Genomic DNA, 15,118 nt, shown 5'->3' with positions numbered 1-15,118 from the left:
CGGCCAAGGGGGTCACGCGCTTGCGCGCCGGCGCCCCTCGCGCCCGCCGCGGCGGCGTCCGCCGCCGGCGTCGCCCGAAGGGGCTGCGGCCGTCACCGCGCCCGGGGTGTGATCGCGGTAGGCCATGATCCAGTCGTGGCAATTGGGATCGGCGCCGGTCAGCACGTTGGCGCCGCGCACCGCTTCCATTTCCTGCGGGCGGCAGGGGTTCATGATCGCGCTGGTCATGCCGGCTGTGATCACCATCGGGATGAAGGCGGCGTTGATGCCGTGGCGATGTGGCAGGCCGAAGGAGATGTTCGACAACCCGCAGGTGGTGTTGACCTTCAGCTCCTCGCGCAGCCGGCGCAGCAGCTGGAACACCTGCTTGCCGGCGGTGCCCATGGCGCCGATGGGCATGACCAGCGGATCGACGACGATGTCATGAGCGGGAATGCCGTAGTCGGCGGCGCGCTCGACGATCTTCTTCGCCACCGCGAAACGCACGTCCGGGTCTTCGGAAATGCCCGTCTCGTCGTTGGAGATGGCGACCACCGGCACATTGTATTTCTTGATGAGCGGCAGGATCGCTTCCAGCTTCTCCTCCTCGCCGGTGACGGAATTGACCAGCGGACGCCCCTTGGCGACGCGCAGGCCCGCCTCGATCGCCGCCGTTACGGAACTGTCGATCGACAGCGGCACGTCGGTGAGCGCCTGGACGATCTCCAGCGTCTTGACCAGAAGCGGCGGCTCGGTCTCGTTCGGATTGACGGCGGTCACGCCGGCGTTGACGTCGAGCATGGTTGCACCCGCTGCGACCTGCGCCAGCGCGTCCTTTTCGACGGTGGAGAAATCGCCGGCGATCATCTCGGCGGCGAGCTTCTTGCGCCCCGTCGGGTTGATGCGCTCGCCGATGACGCAGAAGGGCTGGTCGAAGCCGATGATGATCTCTTTTGTGGCCGAGGCCACGATGGTGCGTGTCATTGCGCTATCTCCGCGGGGAAGGGACGCAGCGGGATGGGCTGATAGGACCAGCTCCCGCGCTGAAGGAGCCATTCGGACGTCTTGGTCAGGCCGCCGAAGGGAAAGACGTGGATCTGCTCGAGCTGCGTGTGCGGGCGCGTCTCGATGCGCGTTTCCAGCGGGCCGATCATGCTTTCGGGATCGTAGCCCGACAGAAGCGAGACCACCGCGCCGCCGCGCTTCTTCAGGAAGGCGAGCGAGTTCTCGACGCCGGCGAAGGCCGCGTATTTCAGAAGCGTCGTCATCTTCGCCGGACCGGCGACGCCGATATGCACCGGAAAGCGGTTGCCCCAGGCGGCGATCTCGTCGAGCCAGATGTTCACCCGCTGCGGATCGAAGCCGAACTGGGTGACGATATGGAAATGCGCGTCGCTTTGCGCCGCAAGCTCGTGCTTGCGCATCAGGAAGGCGCGGATCGTGTCGGAGGGAATGTCCGGCGCGCCCTCCGGGTGCCCGGCAACGGCGATGCGCTCGATGCCGAGCTCGTCGAAAAGGCCGGTCTCCAGCATGGCGACGGAGGAGGTGAGGGGACCCGGCGTTTCCGCCTCGCCGGCGATGGCCAGCACCTCGCGCACGCCGGCCTCCGTCACCAGCCGGCGCAGCCGCCGGTCGAAGGCCGCAAGGCTTTGGTAGCGGCGCGCGGCCATATGCGGCACCGGCACCAGCCCCTGATCGTGTATGCCAAGGGCGGCCCGCACGATGTCGTCCTCGCTCGCATTGCCGAGATCGGTGAGATAGACCCGTGTCAGCCGCGGCACCAGCGCCAGGATCTCCGGCTTTTCCAGCACCTGGCGCGGCGAGACTTCGGTGGAGGCGGTGAAGCGCCCCTGGGCATTCAGACGGGGGTCGGTCATGTCGCATGCCCTCCGGCGGTAACGAGCGCCTTCAAACGCTCCGGGGTGTAGTCCGCTTCCAGTTTCGCAGCCGCGGCATCGGCCTCGTGTTCCAGATCGTCGCCGACGCTTTCGGGGTCGCCGCGCCGCCACTCGGCCAGATAGGCGTCGCTGTCCTTCGCCCCGATGGACATGGCACAGCGGTCGATGGCCTGGATGAAGCGCGCGGGCAGCTCGCGCCGCGCGGTCTTGCGCCCCGCCTTGACCAGCACCTGGGCGGGAATATCCCGCCAATAGACGATTGTCTTCTGCGCCACCGGGCCGCTCCATGCGCCTCATTGCGTTCCCGTCATGATGCCTTCGGCGCGACGGTTCATCGGCGCACAGACGACACGCGTAATCCTGAATGCGACAGGATGACGTCGCCGTTTTTCTTGGGTGCCATGTATTGGGAGGCGCGTGGTCCGTAAACCGCCGTAAAACCGGGGTGGGAACACTTGGGAAATAGGTCCGGCCGGCACCCTTCGGTGTGTCGCTCGGGCGGAAACGCCCATCGCGGGCGCGACGCAATGGCGGAGGCGTTCAGGCGGAAAGCGCGCCGAGCCGCGTTTCCAGCAGCCCGTAGCCGGTCCGGCGCCGGGCATAGGCAAGGCCGAGGCGGTCGGCGGCCCGCCGTGCCCGGTCGTCGAGGTCGGGATCGTCGGTCTGGGCCAGATAGAGCAATCGCGTGTAATTGCCGAAATAGGCGTCGCGCAGCTCCGGGTGGCTGTCGAGACCGAGCGGCCGGATCACCAGTGTCTCGAAGTGGCGGGCCAGGAAATCGGTGAGATAGAAGGTGCCGGGTTCCGCCTCGGCCTCCGCATCGAAGACCTCAAGACCGGCGAAGAACGCGTAGCAATGCGCGCCGGGAAGCCGCTCCACGCCTTCGTCCGCGAGCACCTTGTCGAGCAGCCCGCCCGTGCCGCAATCGCCGTAGCCGATCAGGATGCGCTCATAGTCGTGACGGGCGACGTGGATGGCCCGGCGCACGGCGTCCGGGATCTTTTCCGGCCGGTTGTGAAGCTGGGCGGGCAGGCACTGAAGGTCGATGTGGGTCAACCCGTGCTGGCGCGTGATCGCCAGCACCTCGTTTGCGAGTGCGCCGCAGGCGATGACCAGAACGCGATCGCCCGGCACGGGGCCGGGCGGAACCATCTCGGGTGCGGGCGCGCCCATGAGCCTTGCGTCCTATCCGGCCCGCGCCGCCAGCTGGTTGTGCCGCCGTGCGATCAGGTCCTTGGCGAGTTCGACGGTGACGGCGGCATCGCGCCCGTAGGCGTCCGCGCCGACGGCCTGGCCGAACTCCTCGTTCAGCGGTGCGCCGCCGACCATGACGATATAGTCGTCGCGAATGCCCTTCTCGACCATCGCGTCGATCACCACCTTCATGTAGGGCATGGTGGTGGTCAGAAGCGCCGACATGCCGAGGATGTCCGGCTTGTGCTCTTCCAGCGCGGCGAGATAGTTCTCGACCGGGTTGTTGATGCCGATGTCGATCACCTCGAAGCCCGCGCCCTCCATCATCATGGAAACGAGGTTCTTGCCGATGTCGTGGATGTCGCCCTTGACGGTGCCGATCACCATCTTGCCGACCTTGGGCGCGCCGGTTTCCGCCAGAAGCGGGCGCAGGATGTGCATGCCCGCCTTCATGGCATTGGCCGACATCAGCACTTCCGGCACGAACAGGATGCCGTCGCGAAAGTCGACGCCGACGATGCGCATGCCCTCGACCAGTGCCTTGGTCAGCACCTCGTAAGGGGTCCAGCCGCGTTCCAGCAGGATGTTGACGCCCTCGACGATTTCGTCCTTGAGGCCGTCATAGAGGTCGTCATGCATCTGCTCGACGAGGTCATCGTCGGACAGGGACGCGAGATCGAGGTCTTCTTCTTCCGACATTCGGCGCTCCACATGCGGGAGGGACATGTAATTCAAGGTCGCTATACTGTGAGTGCAGCCGGCCCGCGCCGATATCGTCAAACCGACATGCGCGGTCGCCGGTGCGACAGCGGCCAATGGCGCCGGCGACCGGCAACGTGGGGAGAGAACCGGAGAACGGATGGCCTTCGATTTCATTTTCATGCTGACGGAAGACGACAGCACCGTTGCGGATGCGCGCAGCCGGCTGGAGGAGGTGCTGGCCGGCGGCGCGCGGCACATCGGGTTCAAGGACGTGGGGCTGCCCTTTGCCGAGCTGAAGGCGCTGGCGCGCGAGATCCGCGCCGCCGGCGGGCGCGCCTATCTGGAGGTCGTCAGCCTCGATGCCGACAGCGAGCGGCGCTCGGCGCGCGCGGCCATCGACCTGGAGGTGGATTGTCTGCTCGGCGGCACGCGCGCGGCCGAGATCGCGCCGATGCTGAAGCCCCATCCGGTGCGCTACTACCCCTTTCCCGGCGATATCGTCGGCCATCCGAGCGTGCTGGCCGGCACCGTGGAGACGATCACCGACAGCGCGCGCCGCCTTGCGGATCTGGAAAGCGTGCATGGGCTCGATCTGCTCGCCTATCGCTTTGCCGGCGACGTGCGCGAGCTGATGGTCAGCGTTTGCGCGGCCGTCGACAAGCCGGTGATCATGGCCGGCAGCATCGACCGGGCGGAGCGCATCGAGGCGGTGGCGGAAGCAGGGGCCGCCGGCTTTACCGTCGGTACGGCGGCGCTCAAGGGCCAGTTCGCAGCCCCCGAAGAGGGCCTGACGGCCCAGGTGCGCGCGATCCTGGCGCTGACGCTGAAAGCGCGCGCGCACTCGACCGCGCCGCGACGCATCGCGCTCGTGGCGCACAACGCGCGCAAGACGCATCTGCGCGCCTGGGTCTCGCGCCATGCCGACGTCTTGCGTCACCAGAAGCTGGTATCGACCGGAGGAACCGGCGCGATGCTGATGGAGGCCGTGCCTGATCTTGCTATCCACCGGCTGCAACGCGGCTCGCACGGCGGCGACCAGCAGCTCGGCGCGCTGATCGCGACCGGCGAACTCGATGCGGTAATCTTCTTCGCCGACCCGCACGGCCATCATGCCAGCGACGTCGACCTGATGGCGCTGACGCGGCTTGCCATCCTGCACGACACACCGATCGCCTGTTCACCGGCGGCCGCCGATCTCGTTGTGAGCGCCAGTCTCGGGCGGTGAGACGGGCATCTGCGCGGAAACCGTCCGGATCGCGGGCACAAACAAAAATGGCGGAGCGGGGGCTCGGCCTGAGAGTGATGACGAAGGGGGATGCTCTCCCGCGTCATGCCGGGCAAGCGCAAGCGCGACCCGGTATCGGAGAGCCAGAAGCCTGGCCTGTTGATCGGCTGACCGCCGCGAAACCGTGCCTCCTCGATCCCGGATCGCAGCTTGCGCTGCGTCCGGGATGACAATTTCTCTTATTCTTATCATAAACTTAAAGGCGGAGCCGGGGGCTCCGCCTTTTGTCGTCTTCGGGGGTGAGGCGCGGGGAAATTACGCCGCGCGGACCTTGGTCAGGAACTCGCGCATCGCACGCTGCAGGTTGTCGGAGCGTTCGTGGAGCTGCACCACCGAGTGCTTCATGTCATCGCTGAGCTTGCCGGTCTCGCCGGCGCCATGGCTGACCTGGGCGATCGATTCCGACACGCTGGCCGTGCCCTGCGCGGCCTCGGCGACGCTGCGGGCGATCTCCGTGGTCGCGACATTCTGCTCTTCGGCAGCGCCCGACATGGCGTTGGTGTTTTCCGAGATTTCCTGCACCAGGCCGGCGACGACGTCCGACGCGGAGGTCGAGGCGTCGGCAGCGTCGCGCATCTCGGAGATCTGGCGATCGATTTCCTCGGTCGCCTTTGCTGTCTGCTCGGCGAGCGCCTTGACCTCGGAGGCGACGACGGCGAAGCCCTTGCCGGCTTCTCCGGCGCGCGCCGCCTCGATGGTGGCATTCAGCGCCAGCAGGTTGGTCTGCTCGGCGATGTCGGTGATCAGCTTGGTGACGTCGCCGATGCGCGCGACGACCCGCTGCACCGTGCCGACGGCCTCGCTGGAGCGACCGACCTCGACCTCCGCCTTGCTCGCGATCTCAGAGGAGGTGCGGACCTGCTCGGTGATGGCGCGGATCGAGGCGGACAGCTCTTCGGTGGCACTTGCGACCGTGTTGACGTTGGTGGTCGCCTGTTCGGCGGCCGCCGACACGGAGACAGCCTGTTCGTTGGTCTGGTTGGCGATGTCGGACAGCGACGTCGAGGACCCGTTCAACTGGTCGAGCATGGCGATGATCTCGTCGGAGATCGTCATCACCGTGGCTTCGAAGTCGCTGGCGACCTGCTCCATCTCCTCGCGCTTCTGGCGTTCGGCGTCGAGACGCTGCTGGCTGGTGTCGGCCTCAAGCTGGCGGGTGCGGATCAGGTTGTCGCGGAACACGTCGAGCGCGCGGCCCATCGAGCCGATCTCGTCGGAGCGCTTGCCGAAGTCGACGGACTGATCCGTGTCGCCCTGCGCCAGTTTCTGCGTGATGTCGCAAAGCTGGGTCAGCGGCCGGGAAACGAGCGCATGGTTCAGGAAGCCGAGAAGCACGGCGACGGTGGTGATCAGCGCAGCACTGGCGACGGCGATCATCCACACAAGCGAAAGCGCGGAGTTCTGTAATTCAACGGAGGCCGTACGATGGCCGGCGATGGCGCTGGAAAAGGCCTCGCTGCGGTTGCGCACAGCTTCGAGCAACTCCGTGCTGCCCCTGGTGACCTCGATGGCGCGCGCCAGATCGACCGTCTCGGGCTTGCGCATGAACTCGATCTGCTTCGCCGCGATCCCGTCGTTCCAGGCCGTCCAGGCGCTCTGGACATCGGCAAGCCGTGCCTGTTCCGACGGAAGGTCGGTGGCAACCATCGTGCCGATGTTGGTGAATTCGGTCTTGATCATCGAGCGGTGCTTGTCGGCCTCCGCGAGCCAGTCGCGGTTGCCGGTCAGCAGGAAGGTCTTGACCGCCAGCGCCTGTTCCACGATCAGCGCGTCGAGCGAATAGGCCTTGGAGCTGAGGTTGGAGAGTTCATTGGCCTTGCCCACTTCCGTGAGCGCGCCGGAGGTGTTGACGGCGGTGACGATCCCGGAGACCGCGCCGATGAGAGCGAGGGCGAAAAAGGCGGTCGCGCCCTTTTTGCTTACGGATAAGTTTCGAAACATGGTCTGCTATCGCCTTATGAGCCGGTGGACGTGCGCCGCTGGAGTTCGGTCAGGTTGAATTCGATGGTCGCCGCACCGATCGTCTTTCCGTTCTCGGGATCGGCGATCGACATGTTCATCTGGGCGCGCCAGATCTTGTTGTCGTCGTCCCATTCGGGTTCGTCGATGAACACCGCGTCGGCACCATTCGGGAAGGTCTTCTGGAACTTGGCTTCGTCGCCCTGCCAGTAGTCGCCGGTGATGGAACTCTGGCCGACGTTCAGCCCGTTGGCGTCCATGATGAAGATCTCGGGGTAGAGGCCGACCGATTTCGCCTGGATGCGCAGCAGATAGATCGACAGCGGCGCGGAGAGCGTTGCCGCGATCAGCGGCTTGTCTTCCGCCTCACGTTCGCTGCGCCACTGGGTGTCGAGCGCGTCGATCTCGCTCTGGGCGAGCTGGCCGCGCAGGTCGTTCTGCGCATTCACCGAAAGGGCGACGATCGGATTGGCGAGCCAGGAGCGCACCTCGGCGACCACGGTCGGCGTGATCAGGGCGGAGGCGTCCGGCGCCGTGTCGACGGCAAGGACGGTTTGGGTCAACACCGCAAAACTAACAGCAGCGAGTCGGAAGCGCATCTTCAAGCCTTTCGAAAGAAATCGAATCGTCAAAATCTTGGATTGAAGGGGGTTAATGCGCGATAAACATCGCAAGAATTGTCAGGTTCAATGTATTTTAAAGAAAAATATAAGAATAAAATTCTTATCAAAAATAAAAATGTGGACTCGGCGATTAATTGGCAATTGTATGATTGATAAAAATGTCAGGGTGAATTCATCGCTGCGAATAGGCCGAAGGAACGGCGCGGGTTTTCCGGCATCCGAACGCAAAAAGGGCGGCCTCGGCCACCCTTTTTCCCTGTCTGACGTAGCGTTTTTTTAAAACAGCCCCTCGATCAGCCCGCTATCGTCGAGCCGGATGTGGTTGGCGGAAGGGACCTTCGGCAGGCCCGGCATCGTCATGATCTCCCCGCAGATCGCGACGATGAAGCCGGCACCGGCGGACAGCCGCACCTCGCGCACGGGCACGGTATGCCCCGTCGGCGCGCCGCGCAGGTTCGGGTCGGTCGTGAAGGAATACTGGGTCTTGGCCATGCACACCGGCAGGTGGCCGAAGCCGTCGGCCTCCCACTTGTGCAACTGGTCGCGCACCGATTTTTCCGCAATCGCCTCGTCGGCGCGATAGATCCGCCGGGCGATGGTCTGGATCTTTTCAAACAGCGGCAGGTCGTCGTCATAGAGCGGGGCGAATTGCGCGCTGTCGCCGTCGACCATCTCCACCACCTTGCGGGCAAGCTCCTCGGTTCCTTCCGAGCCCTTGGCCCAATGCTGGCACAGGATGGCCTCCACGCCCTGTTCCCGGGCATAGTCCTGGATCGCGGTGACCTCCGCATCGGTGTCGGTGACGAAGTGGTTGATCGCCACGACGACCGGAACGCCGAACTGCTTCACGTTCTCTATGTGGCGGCCGAGGTTGGCGCAGCCCTTCTTCAGGGCCTCGACGTTTTCCTTGCCGAGGTCGTCCTTGCCGATGCCGCCGTTCATCTTGAGCGCGCGGATGGTGGCGACGATCACGGCGGCGGACGGGGCCAGGCCCGCCTTGCGGCACTTGATGTCGAAGAATTTCTCCGCGCCGAGGTCGGCGCCGAAACCGGCTTCCGTCACCACATAGTCGGCAAGCTTCAGCGCGGTCTTGGTCGCGACGACGGAATTGCAGCCATGGGCGATGTTGGCGAAGGGCCCGCCGTGGATGAAGGCGGGGTTGTTCTCCAGCGTCTGCACGAGGTTCGGCTGCATCGCTTCCTTGAGGAGCACCGTCATGGCGCCATCGGCTTCCAGGTCGCGGGCGGTGACGGCGGTGCGGTCGCGGCGGTAGCCGACGATGATGTTGCCAAGCCGCTCCTGCAGGTCGGCGAGATCGGCGGACAGGCACAGGATCGCCATGATCTCCGAGGCGACGGTGATGTCGAAGCCGGCCTCGCGCGGATAGCCGTTGGCGACGCCGCCGAGCGAGGAGACGATCTGGCGCAGCGAGCGGTCGTTCATGTCCATCACCCGGCGCCAGGTGATGCGGCGCACGTCGATGCCGAGCGCATTGCCCCAGTAGATGTGGTTGTCGATCAGCGCCGACAGCAGATTGTGCGCCGAGGTGATGGCGTGAAAGTCGCCGGTGAAATGGAGGTTGATGTCCTCCATCGGCACGACCTGGGCATGGCCGCCGCCGGCGGCCCCGCCCTTCATGCCGAAACAGGGACCGAGCGAGGGCTCGCGCAGGCAGATCGCCGCCTTCTTGCCGATGCGGTTGAGGCCGTCGCCGAGGCCAACCGTGGTGGTCGTCTTGCCCTCGCCGGCGGGCGTCGGATTGATCGCGGTGACGAGGACGAGCTTGCCGTCGGGCTTGTCGGCGAGACCCTTGATGAAGTCGGAGCGCACCTTGGCCTTGGTCGAGCCGAAACTTTCAAGCGCCTCGGACGGAATGCCGAGCCTTTCGCCGATTTCGGCAATCGGCCGTGTCGTCGCCGCGCGCGCAATCTCGATATCGCTCGCCATAACCCCAATCCTCCTGCGGCCGGGTTTTGACAGGGCCCGGCGGTTTTCTTTGTGAGAGCCGACGCGAGGCTAGAAGACGTGGCGCGCCGGCGGTGTTGAAATTGCGACGCGCCCTTGTTCCACAATCGACGTGGCGGGCTTGCCCGTGCCTTGCAAGCCGAACGGGAGAGGCGCGGCAGGCGTGCGGGGTCAGCTGTCGCCGGTGGCGACCGGCGTGTCGTCGCGCCCGCCCCATTCGGTCCAGGAGCCGTCGTAGACCGGCGCCTTGTCCTGTCCGGTGACCGAGAGCGCGAGCGACAGGATCGCCGCTGTCACGCCGGACCCGCAGGTCGTGACGACGGGCTTGGCCCGGTCGACGCCGGCGGCATCGAAGGCGGCGGCGAGCTGGTCGCGATCCTTGAGCCGTCCGTCGCTCATCAGCTCGGTGAAGGGGAGGTTCATCGCGCCCGGCATGTGGCCGCCGCGAAGGCCGGCGCGCGGTTCCGGGTCCGTGCCGGCGAAGCGGCCGCGCGAGCGCGCGTCGAGCACCTGTCCGCCGGCCTCCAGCGTGCGGGAGACTTTGGCGTGGTCGGCGACCAGCCCGTGGTTGAGGCGCGCGGTGAAATGCCGGTCGCCGCGCGGCGCGGGAGGCATGTCCTCGACCGGATGGCCTGCGGCCACCCAGGCGGGCAGTCCGCCATCGAGCACATACACATCCTCCACGCCCATGGCGCGGAACATCCACCAGACGCGGGCGGCGGAATAAAGCCCGACGCCGTCATAAACGACGATGGTCTGGCCGTCGCCGATGCCGAGCTTGCGCATCATGGAGGAAAAGATATGCGCCGGCGGCAGCATATGCGGCAGGTCGCTCGCCGGATCGCTGATCGCGTTCACGTCGAAGAACACGGCACCGGGGATATGACCCGAGCCGTATTCCGGTTGTGCGTCCGGTTCGCCGACCGGCGGCAGCCAGGCGTTGACCACGACGACATCCGGGGAGGCGAGCTTGCCGGCAAGCCAGGCGGGGGAGACAAGGGGGGAACGGGTCATGAAGGGCGGGCTCCGGAAAAAGCGGCGGACAGACAGGGCGGATCAGTCGAGAAGGCGAATGCGGACGCGGCGGTTCTGCCGGCCCTTCTTCTCGATCTTGGGAACCTCGATCGGGCCGATCTCGGAGGTGCGGCTGACATGGGTGCCGCCGCAGGGCTGGAGATCGACATCCGCACCGATGCGGATGAGGCGCACGCGGCCCGATCCCATCGGCGGCTTGACGCTCATGGTCTTCACCAGATCGGGATTGGCCTCAAGCTCCGCGTCGGTGATCCATTCGCTGGTGATGGCATGGTCGCCGGCGGAGATCTCGTTCACTTTCGCGGCAATCTCCTCCTTGTCGAGGGCGGCCTCGGGGAGGTCGAAATCGAGCCGGCCGTCGCCGTCGGAGATCTGCCCGCCGGTGACCGGATAGGGCAGCACGACAGAAAGCAGGTGCAAGGCGGTATGCACCCGCATCAAGCGGTAGCGCCGCGCCCAATCGAGGTGGAGGACGACTTTCTCGCCGACCTGCGGCAGGGTGCTGCCTTCCGCCGGAACATGAACGATCTGGGAGCGATCCTCGCCATAGACGGCGGTTGCCAGCGTCACCACCTCACCGTCCGCGCGTTCCAGCGTGCCGCTATCGCCGGGCTGTCCGCCGCCGGTGGCATAGAACACCGTCCGGTCGAGCACGATGCCGCCACGGTCGTTGATGGCGGTGACGGTTGCCTCGCAGCTGCGCAGATAGGCATCGTCGCGGAATAGCAGCTCTGTCATGAAATCCCCAAGTCGATTCCGGAATGAGCCGTCAGACTAGCCGATCGCTTTCGCCAATCAAATGCCGTGGATGGGCAGCGCGGTCACAGGATCGGCGAAAACAGCCGCGCCGCCTGCGCGACGAAGCGGAAGGCGTAGGAGCGCGACGCCAGATCCTCCTGCGTCGCCTCGCGCGAGCGGGAGAAGTCCTCGACCAGCATTTCTTCCACCCGGCTGATCGTGCGCTGATGGGTGAACCACAGCATGATCTCGAAGTTGATGCGGAAGGAGCGGGCGTCGAAATTGACCGTGCCGATCCCGGCCAGGGCGTCGTCGACCAGGATCACTTTCTGGTGCAGGAAGCCGGCCGTATAGCGATAGACCTTGATGCCGTATTCCGTCATGTCGTCGGCATGGGCATAGCTTGCCAGCCAGACGAGCCGGTGGTCGGCCTTCTCGGGCAGGAGGATGCGCACGTCGACGCCGCGCATGGAGGCGGCAAGCAGCGCGGTCTGCATCGCCTGCTCGGGCACGAAATAGGGACTGACGATCCAAAGCCGCTTGCGGGCGCGGGCAATGACCTCGGCAAAGGCGATGCCGCAATCCTCGAAGGTGTCCGCCGGGCCCGTCGGCATGGTTAGCACCGGCTCGTCGCCGGGTTGCGGGATCGGATCGGGCAGGCAGGGGTCGATCGGTTGTCCCGTCGCCCAGTGCCAGTCCTCGCCGAAGGACAGCGCACAGGCGCTGGCCGCCGGTCCCTCGACCCGCACATGGGTGTCGCGCCAATGGCCGAAGGTCTGCGAAAGGCCGAGATACTCGTCGCCGACATTGTGCCCGCCGACCCAGGCGGTCTCGCCGTCGACGACGACGATCTTGCGGTGGTTGCGATAGTTGAGGCGCATCGGTCCGCTGAGGCGCAACAGCTTGTGGCGCTCGTTGAAGCCGGCGACATGGACGCCGGCGTCGCACAATCTCCGGATATAGCCGTTCGACAGGCCCTTGCTTCCGACATCGTCGTAGAGGAGGTGGATGCGCACGCCCGCCTTGGCCCGCTCGATCAGGCAGTCGGCGAGCCGCTGCCCGATGCCGTCGTCGCGCACGATGAAGAACTGCACGAGCACGGTGCGTTTGGCCGCGGCGATGCCGGCGAGGATGGACTCGAAGGTGTCGACGCCGTCGATCAGCACTTCCACCTTGTTTCCCGCCAGAAACGGGATCTGCGCGATCTTGGTCAGGACCGGCCAACTAGTGCTGGTGTCGGCGTCGGCGAGCTTCATGTTGCGGGCGCGTTCCGCGCGGGTTTCGCGTCCCGCGTAGGCGCGCACCTCCTCGTAGTCGCCAAAGTGCTTCCAGCCGAACACCAGATAGATGAAGGCGGTGGGAAACGGCAGGAAGAGCAGCGACAACAGCCAGCCGATGGAGCCTTGCGCCGTACGCGAATGCAGCACCTCGCGCACCGCGCAGACGGCCGCAAGCGCATAGATCGCCAGCGTAAGGGCGGCAATGATCGGCAGATTGTCCAGAAAGAGAGCGATCAGGTCAAAGTCGCGCGTCACCGGGGTCGGCTCACGGTGCCGGCTCGAAGGGGACGGAAATCTTGCTCTCGCGCTCCAGCCAGGCGGGGACCGGCAGGTCCTTGGACCGCAGGAACTCCGGGTTGAACAGCTTGGACTGATAGCGGGTGCCGTAGTCGCACAGGATGGTCACGATGGTGTGCCCGGGGCCCATCTCGCGCGCCATGCGTATCGCGCCGGCGACATTGACGCCGGAGGAGGCGCCAAGGCAGAGGCCCTCGTGTTCCAAAAGGTCGAAGACGACGGGAAGCGCCTCGGCATCCGGGATCTGGAAGGGCATGTCCACCGGCGCGCCCTCCAGGTTGGCGGTGATCCGGCCTTGGCCAATGCCCTCGGTGATCGAGGAGCCCTCGGCCTTGAGTTCGCCATGGGCATAGTAGTTGAAAAGCGCGGCGCCCATCGGGTCGGCGATGCCGATCTTGATGTCGCGGTTTTTCTCCTTCAGCGCCATGCCGACGCCCGCGAGCGTGCCGCCGGAGCCGACCGCGCAGATGAAGCCGTCGACCGTGCCGTCGGTCTGGCGCCAGATTTCCGGGCCGGTGGTCTCGATATGGGCCTGCCGGTTGGCGACATTGTCGAACTGGTTGGCCCAGATCGCGCCGTTCGGCTCGCTCTGGTTCATCTGTTCGGCCAGGCGACCGGAAATCTTCACGTAGTTGTTCGGGTTCTTGTAGGGCGCGGCCGGCACCTGGACGAGTTCCGCGCCGGCAAGACGCAACATGTCCTTTTTTTCCTCGCTCTGCGTCTCGGGAATGACGATCACCGAGCGGTAGCCGAGCGCATTGCCGACCAGCGCCAGCCCGATGCCGGTGTTGCCGGCCGTGCCTTCCACGATCACGCCGCCAGGCTTCAGCGCGCCGCGCGCTTCCGCATCGCGGATGATGTAGAGCGCCGCGCGGTCCTTCACCGACTGCCCCGGATTGAGGAACTCCGCCTTGCCGAGGATCTCGCACCCGGTCATCTGCGAGGCGCGGTTGAGCCTGATGAGCGGGGTGTTGCCAATGGCGTCGATGACTGAAGCCTTGATGTTCATGCGTATCGTCATTCCGGTTTGGCCGGCGGAGGAATGCCGCCTGGCGGGATCCGTGTCTGCGCTTGGCCTGGAAGATAGGGGGTGGAGCGCCCCGTCTCAAGCCAGGTGGCGATTGGCCGGTCTCTTGTTGACAATGGTCGGCTGGCTATTCTTCAAATCCGGTCGATCAATGATCATTCAATCCATAGAATTGCGAAATTAAGGTACGTCCCGCTGATCTAGCGTGAGGTGAAGAGCGTAGCACGGGTTGAGAACGGCGCGAAGTCCAGGCTACAAGCCCAGTCAGTCGCCGTGCGAATTGGAATTTGGCGCAATGCCCACGATCCGTTATGACGGGTCCCGCACGAGACTGTGTGTTTTGGGGTGCGTGTGCGCTTGAGACAAGGGTGTTTGCGGGAATGGACCAGTCACATCAGCATTTCGATGCGTTGCTTGCGGGCTATGTCGCAGGAACGCTGGCGGAGCCGGCCCGGCTCCTGGTGCGGTCTCATCTCGACCTGTCGCCGGTCAATCGCGCCTTCGTGCGCGATCTGGAGGCGACCGGAGGCCGCATGCTCGAAGACGTGGCGCCGATGCCTCTCACCGACCGCGATAAAATGCTGGAGGCGATCTTCGCAAGTCCCGAGGAAGAGCGCATTTCCGTGACGCCGAAGCCCGCAGCCAAGACGCGCCTGCCGGCGACCCTGGTCGATTTCATCGGCAAGGACTTTGACGAGCTTCCCTGGAAGACCAAGCTTCCGGGTCTGCGCGAATATCGTATCGGCGAGATCGACGGCTGCAACGCCAGCCTGCTTTGGATTCGCGCCGGGCAGGCGATGCCGACCCACACCCACCATGGAACCGAGCTGACGCTGGTTCTCGAGGGCGGCTTCAGCGATTCTTCCGGCCATTTCGTCCGCGGCGATGTCGCCTATGCCGACGACGACGTCGACCATCGCCCCATCGCCGACGAGGGCGAGGACTGTCTGTGTTTCGCGGTGACCGAGGGAAGCCTCCGTCTTACCGGTCCGGTCGGGCGGTTCTTCGCCCCTTTCCTGCGCGGTTGACGCGAGGCAGCCCGGATTTCAGCCCGATTTTCGCACCTCGCACCTGATCGGAAACGATCCGCACTCGCGCGTATTCGTACAAAGAGTATGAAGCGAGGAAACCGAACA

General features: G+C 65.4%; 14 protein-coding genes. 2 read left to right on the top strand and 12 right to left on the bottom strand.

From position 1 onward, the window contains the following. Window positions 1–12 precede the first annotated feature (12 nt). The 5 genes from LC092_RS02220 to LC092_RS02200 form a co-directional block, all read right to left on the bottom strand. Entirely contained in the window at window positions 13–963 is a 951-nt protein-coding gene (locus tag LC092_RS02220; RefSeq protein ID WP_224804596.1) for a methyltetrahydrofolate cobalamin methyltransferase, read from the bottom strand. Further along, window positions 960–1,856, bottom strand: coding sequence for a methylenetetrahydrofolate reductase (locus LC092_RS02215; RefSeq protein WP_224804594.1), 897 nt, complete (start codon window positions 1,854–1,856; stop codon window positions 960–962). The genes LC092_RS02220 and LC092_RS02215 overlap by 4 nt, the downstream gene beginning before the upstream one ends. Further along, window positions 1,853–2,152, bottom strand: a complete 300-nt coding sequence (locus tag LC092_RS02210) for a virulence factor (RefSeq protein ID WP_224804592.1) — start codon at window positions 2,150–2,152, stop codon at window positions 1,853–1,855. The genes LC092_RS02215 and LC092_RS02210 overlap by 4 nt, the downstream gene beginning before the upstream one ends. A gap of 265 nt (window positions 2,153–2,417) precedes the next feature. Further along, window positions 2,418–3,050, bottom strand: a complete 633-nt coding sequence (locus LC092_RS02205) for a DUF1638 domain-containing protein (RefSeq protein ID WP_224804590.1) — start codon at window positions 3,048–3,050, stop codon at window positions 2,418–2,420. Window positions 3,051–3,062: 12 nt separating this feature from the next. Continuing rightward, window positions 3,063–3,770 (bottom strand): corrinoid protein, encoded by a 708-nt coding sequence (locus LC092_RS02200; RefSeq protein ID WP_224804588.1) that lies wholly within the window; start codon window positions 3,768–3,770, stop codon window positions 3,063–3,065. 160 nt (window positions 3,771–3,930) lie between these two features. Between LC092_RS02200 and LC092_RS21225 the strand changes: the two genes are divergently transcribed. Further along, window positions 3,931–4,998, top strand: a complete 1,068-nt coding sequence (locus tag LC092_RS21225; RefSeq protein WP_318245894.1) for a methylglyoxal synthase — start codon at window positions 3,931–3,933, stop codon at window positions 4,996–4,998. A 315-nt stretch (window positions 4,999–5,313) separates the two neighbouring features. Here LC092_RS21225 and LC092_RS02185 read toward each other — a convergent pair whose 3' ends face one another. The 7 genes from LC092_RS02185 to LC092_RS02155 all read right to left on the bottom strand — a co-directional run bounded on the left by LC092_RS02185 (window position 5,314) and on the right by LC092_RS02155 (window position 13,964). Beyond that, window positions 5,314–6,999 (bottom strand): methyl-accepting chemotaxis protein, encoded by a 1,686-nt coding sequence (locus LC092_RS02185; RefSeq protein ID WP_224804586.1) that lies wholly within the window; start codon window positions 6,997–6,999, stop codon window positions 5,314–5,316. Window positions 7,000–7,013: 14 nt separating this feature from the next. Continuing rightward, on the bottom strand, window positions 7,014–7,583 hold the full coding sequence (locus LC092_RS02180; RefSeq protein WP_224804584.1) for a hypothetical protein: 570 nt from the start codon (window positions 7,581–7,583) through the stop codon (window positions 7,014–7,016). Window positions 7,584–7,916: 333 nt separating this feature from the next. After that, a complete protein-coding gene (locus LC092_RS02175; RefSeq protein ID WP_224804582.1) occupies window positions 7,917–9,587 on the bottom strand; it encodes a formate--tetrahydrofolate ligase in 1,671 nt (556 codons plus the stop codon). A 189-nt stretch (window positions 9,588–9,776) separates the two neighbouring features. Continuing rightward, entirely contained in the window at window positions 9,777–10,619 is an 843-nt protein-coding gene (gene sseA / locus LC092_RS02170; protein WP_224804580.1) for a 3-mercaptopyruvate sulfurtransferase, read from the bottom strand. A 42-nt stretch (window positions 10,620–10,661) separates the two neighbouring features. Further along, window positions 10,662–11,378 carry an alanyl-tRNA editing protein gene (locus LC092_RS02165; RefSeq protein ID WP_224804577.1) on the bottom strand — a complete coding sequence of 239 codons (717 nt, stop codon included), beginning with the start codon at window positions 11,376–11,378 and terminating at the stop codon, window positions 10,662–10,664. A gap of 83 nt (window positions 11,379–11,461) precedes the next feature. Next, window positions 11,462–12,913, bottom strand: a complete 1,452-nt coding sequence (cls, locus tag LC092_RS02160; protein ID WP_224804575.1) for a cardiolipin synthase — start codon at window positions 12,911–12,913, stop codon at window positions 11,462–11,464. 10 nt (window positions 12,914–12,923) lie between these two features. Then, window positions 12,924–13,964 carry a cysteine synthase A gene (locus LC092_RS02155; protein ID WP_224804573.1) on the bottom strand — a complete coding sequence of 347 codons (1,041 nt, stop codon included), beginning with the start codon at window positions 13,962–13,964 and terminating at the stop codon, window positions 12,924–12,926. A 398-nt stretch (window positions 13,965–14,362) separates the two neighbouring features. Between LC092_RS02155 and LC092_RS02150 the strand changes: the two genes are divergently transcribed. Beyond that, the gene (locus tag LC092_RS02150; RefSeq protein ID WP_224804571.1) at window positions 14,363–15,010 is read left to right on the top strand and encodes a ChrR family anti-sigma-E factor; all 648 of its coding nucleotides are present in this window, start codon (window positions 14,363–14,365) and stop codon (window positions 15,008–15,010) included. The last annotated feature ends 108 nt before the right edge of the window (window positions 15,011–15,118 follow it).

The sequence above is a fragment of the Stappia stellulata genome (assembly GCF_020176715.1).
GTDB lineage: Bacteria > Pseudomonadota > Alphaproteobacteria > Rhizobiales > Stappiaceae > Stappia.
The sequence above is the reverse complement of the archived record's forward strand: the minus strand, read 5'-3'. Positions and strand labels throughout refer to the sequence as shown.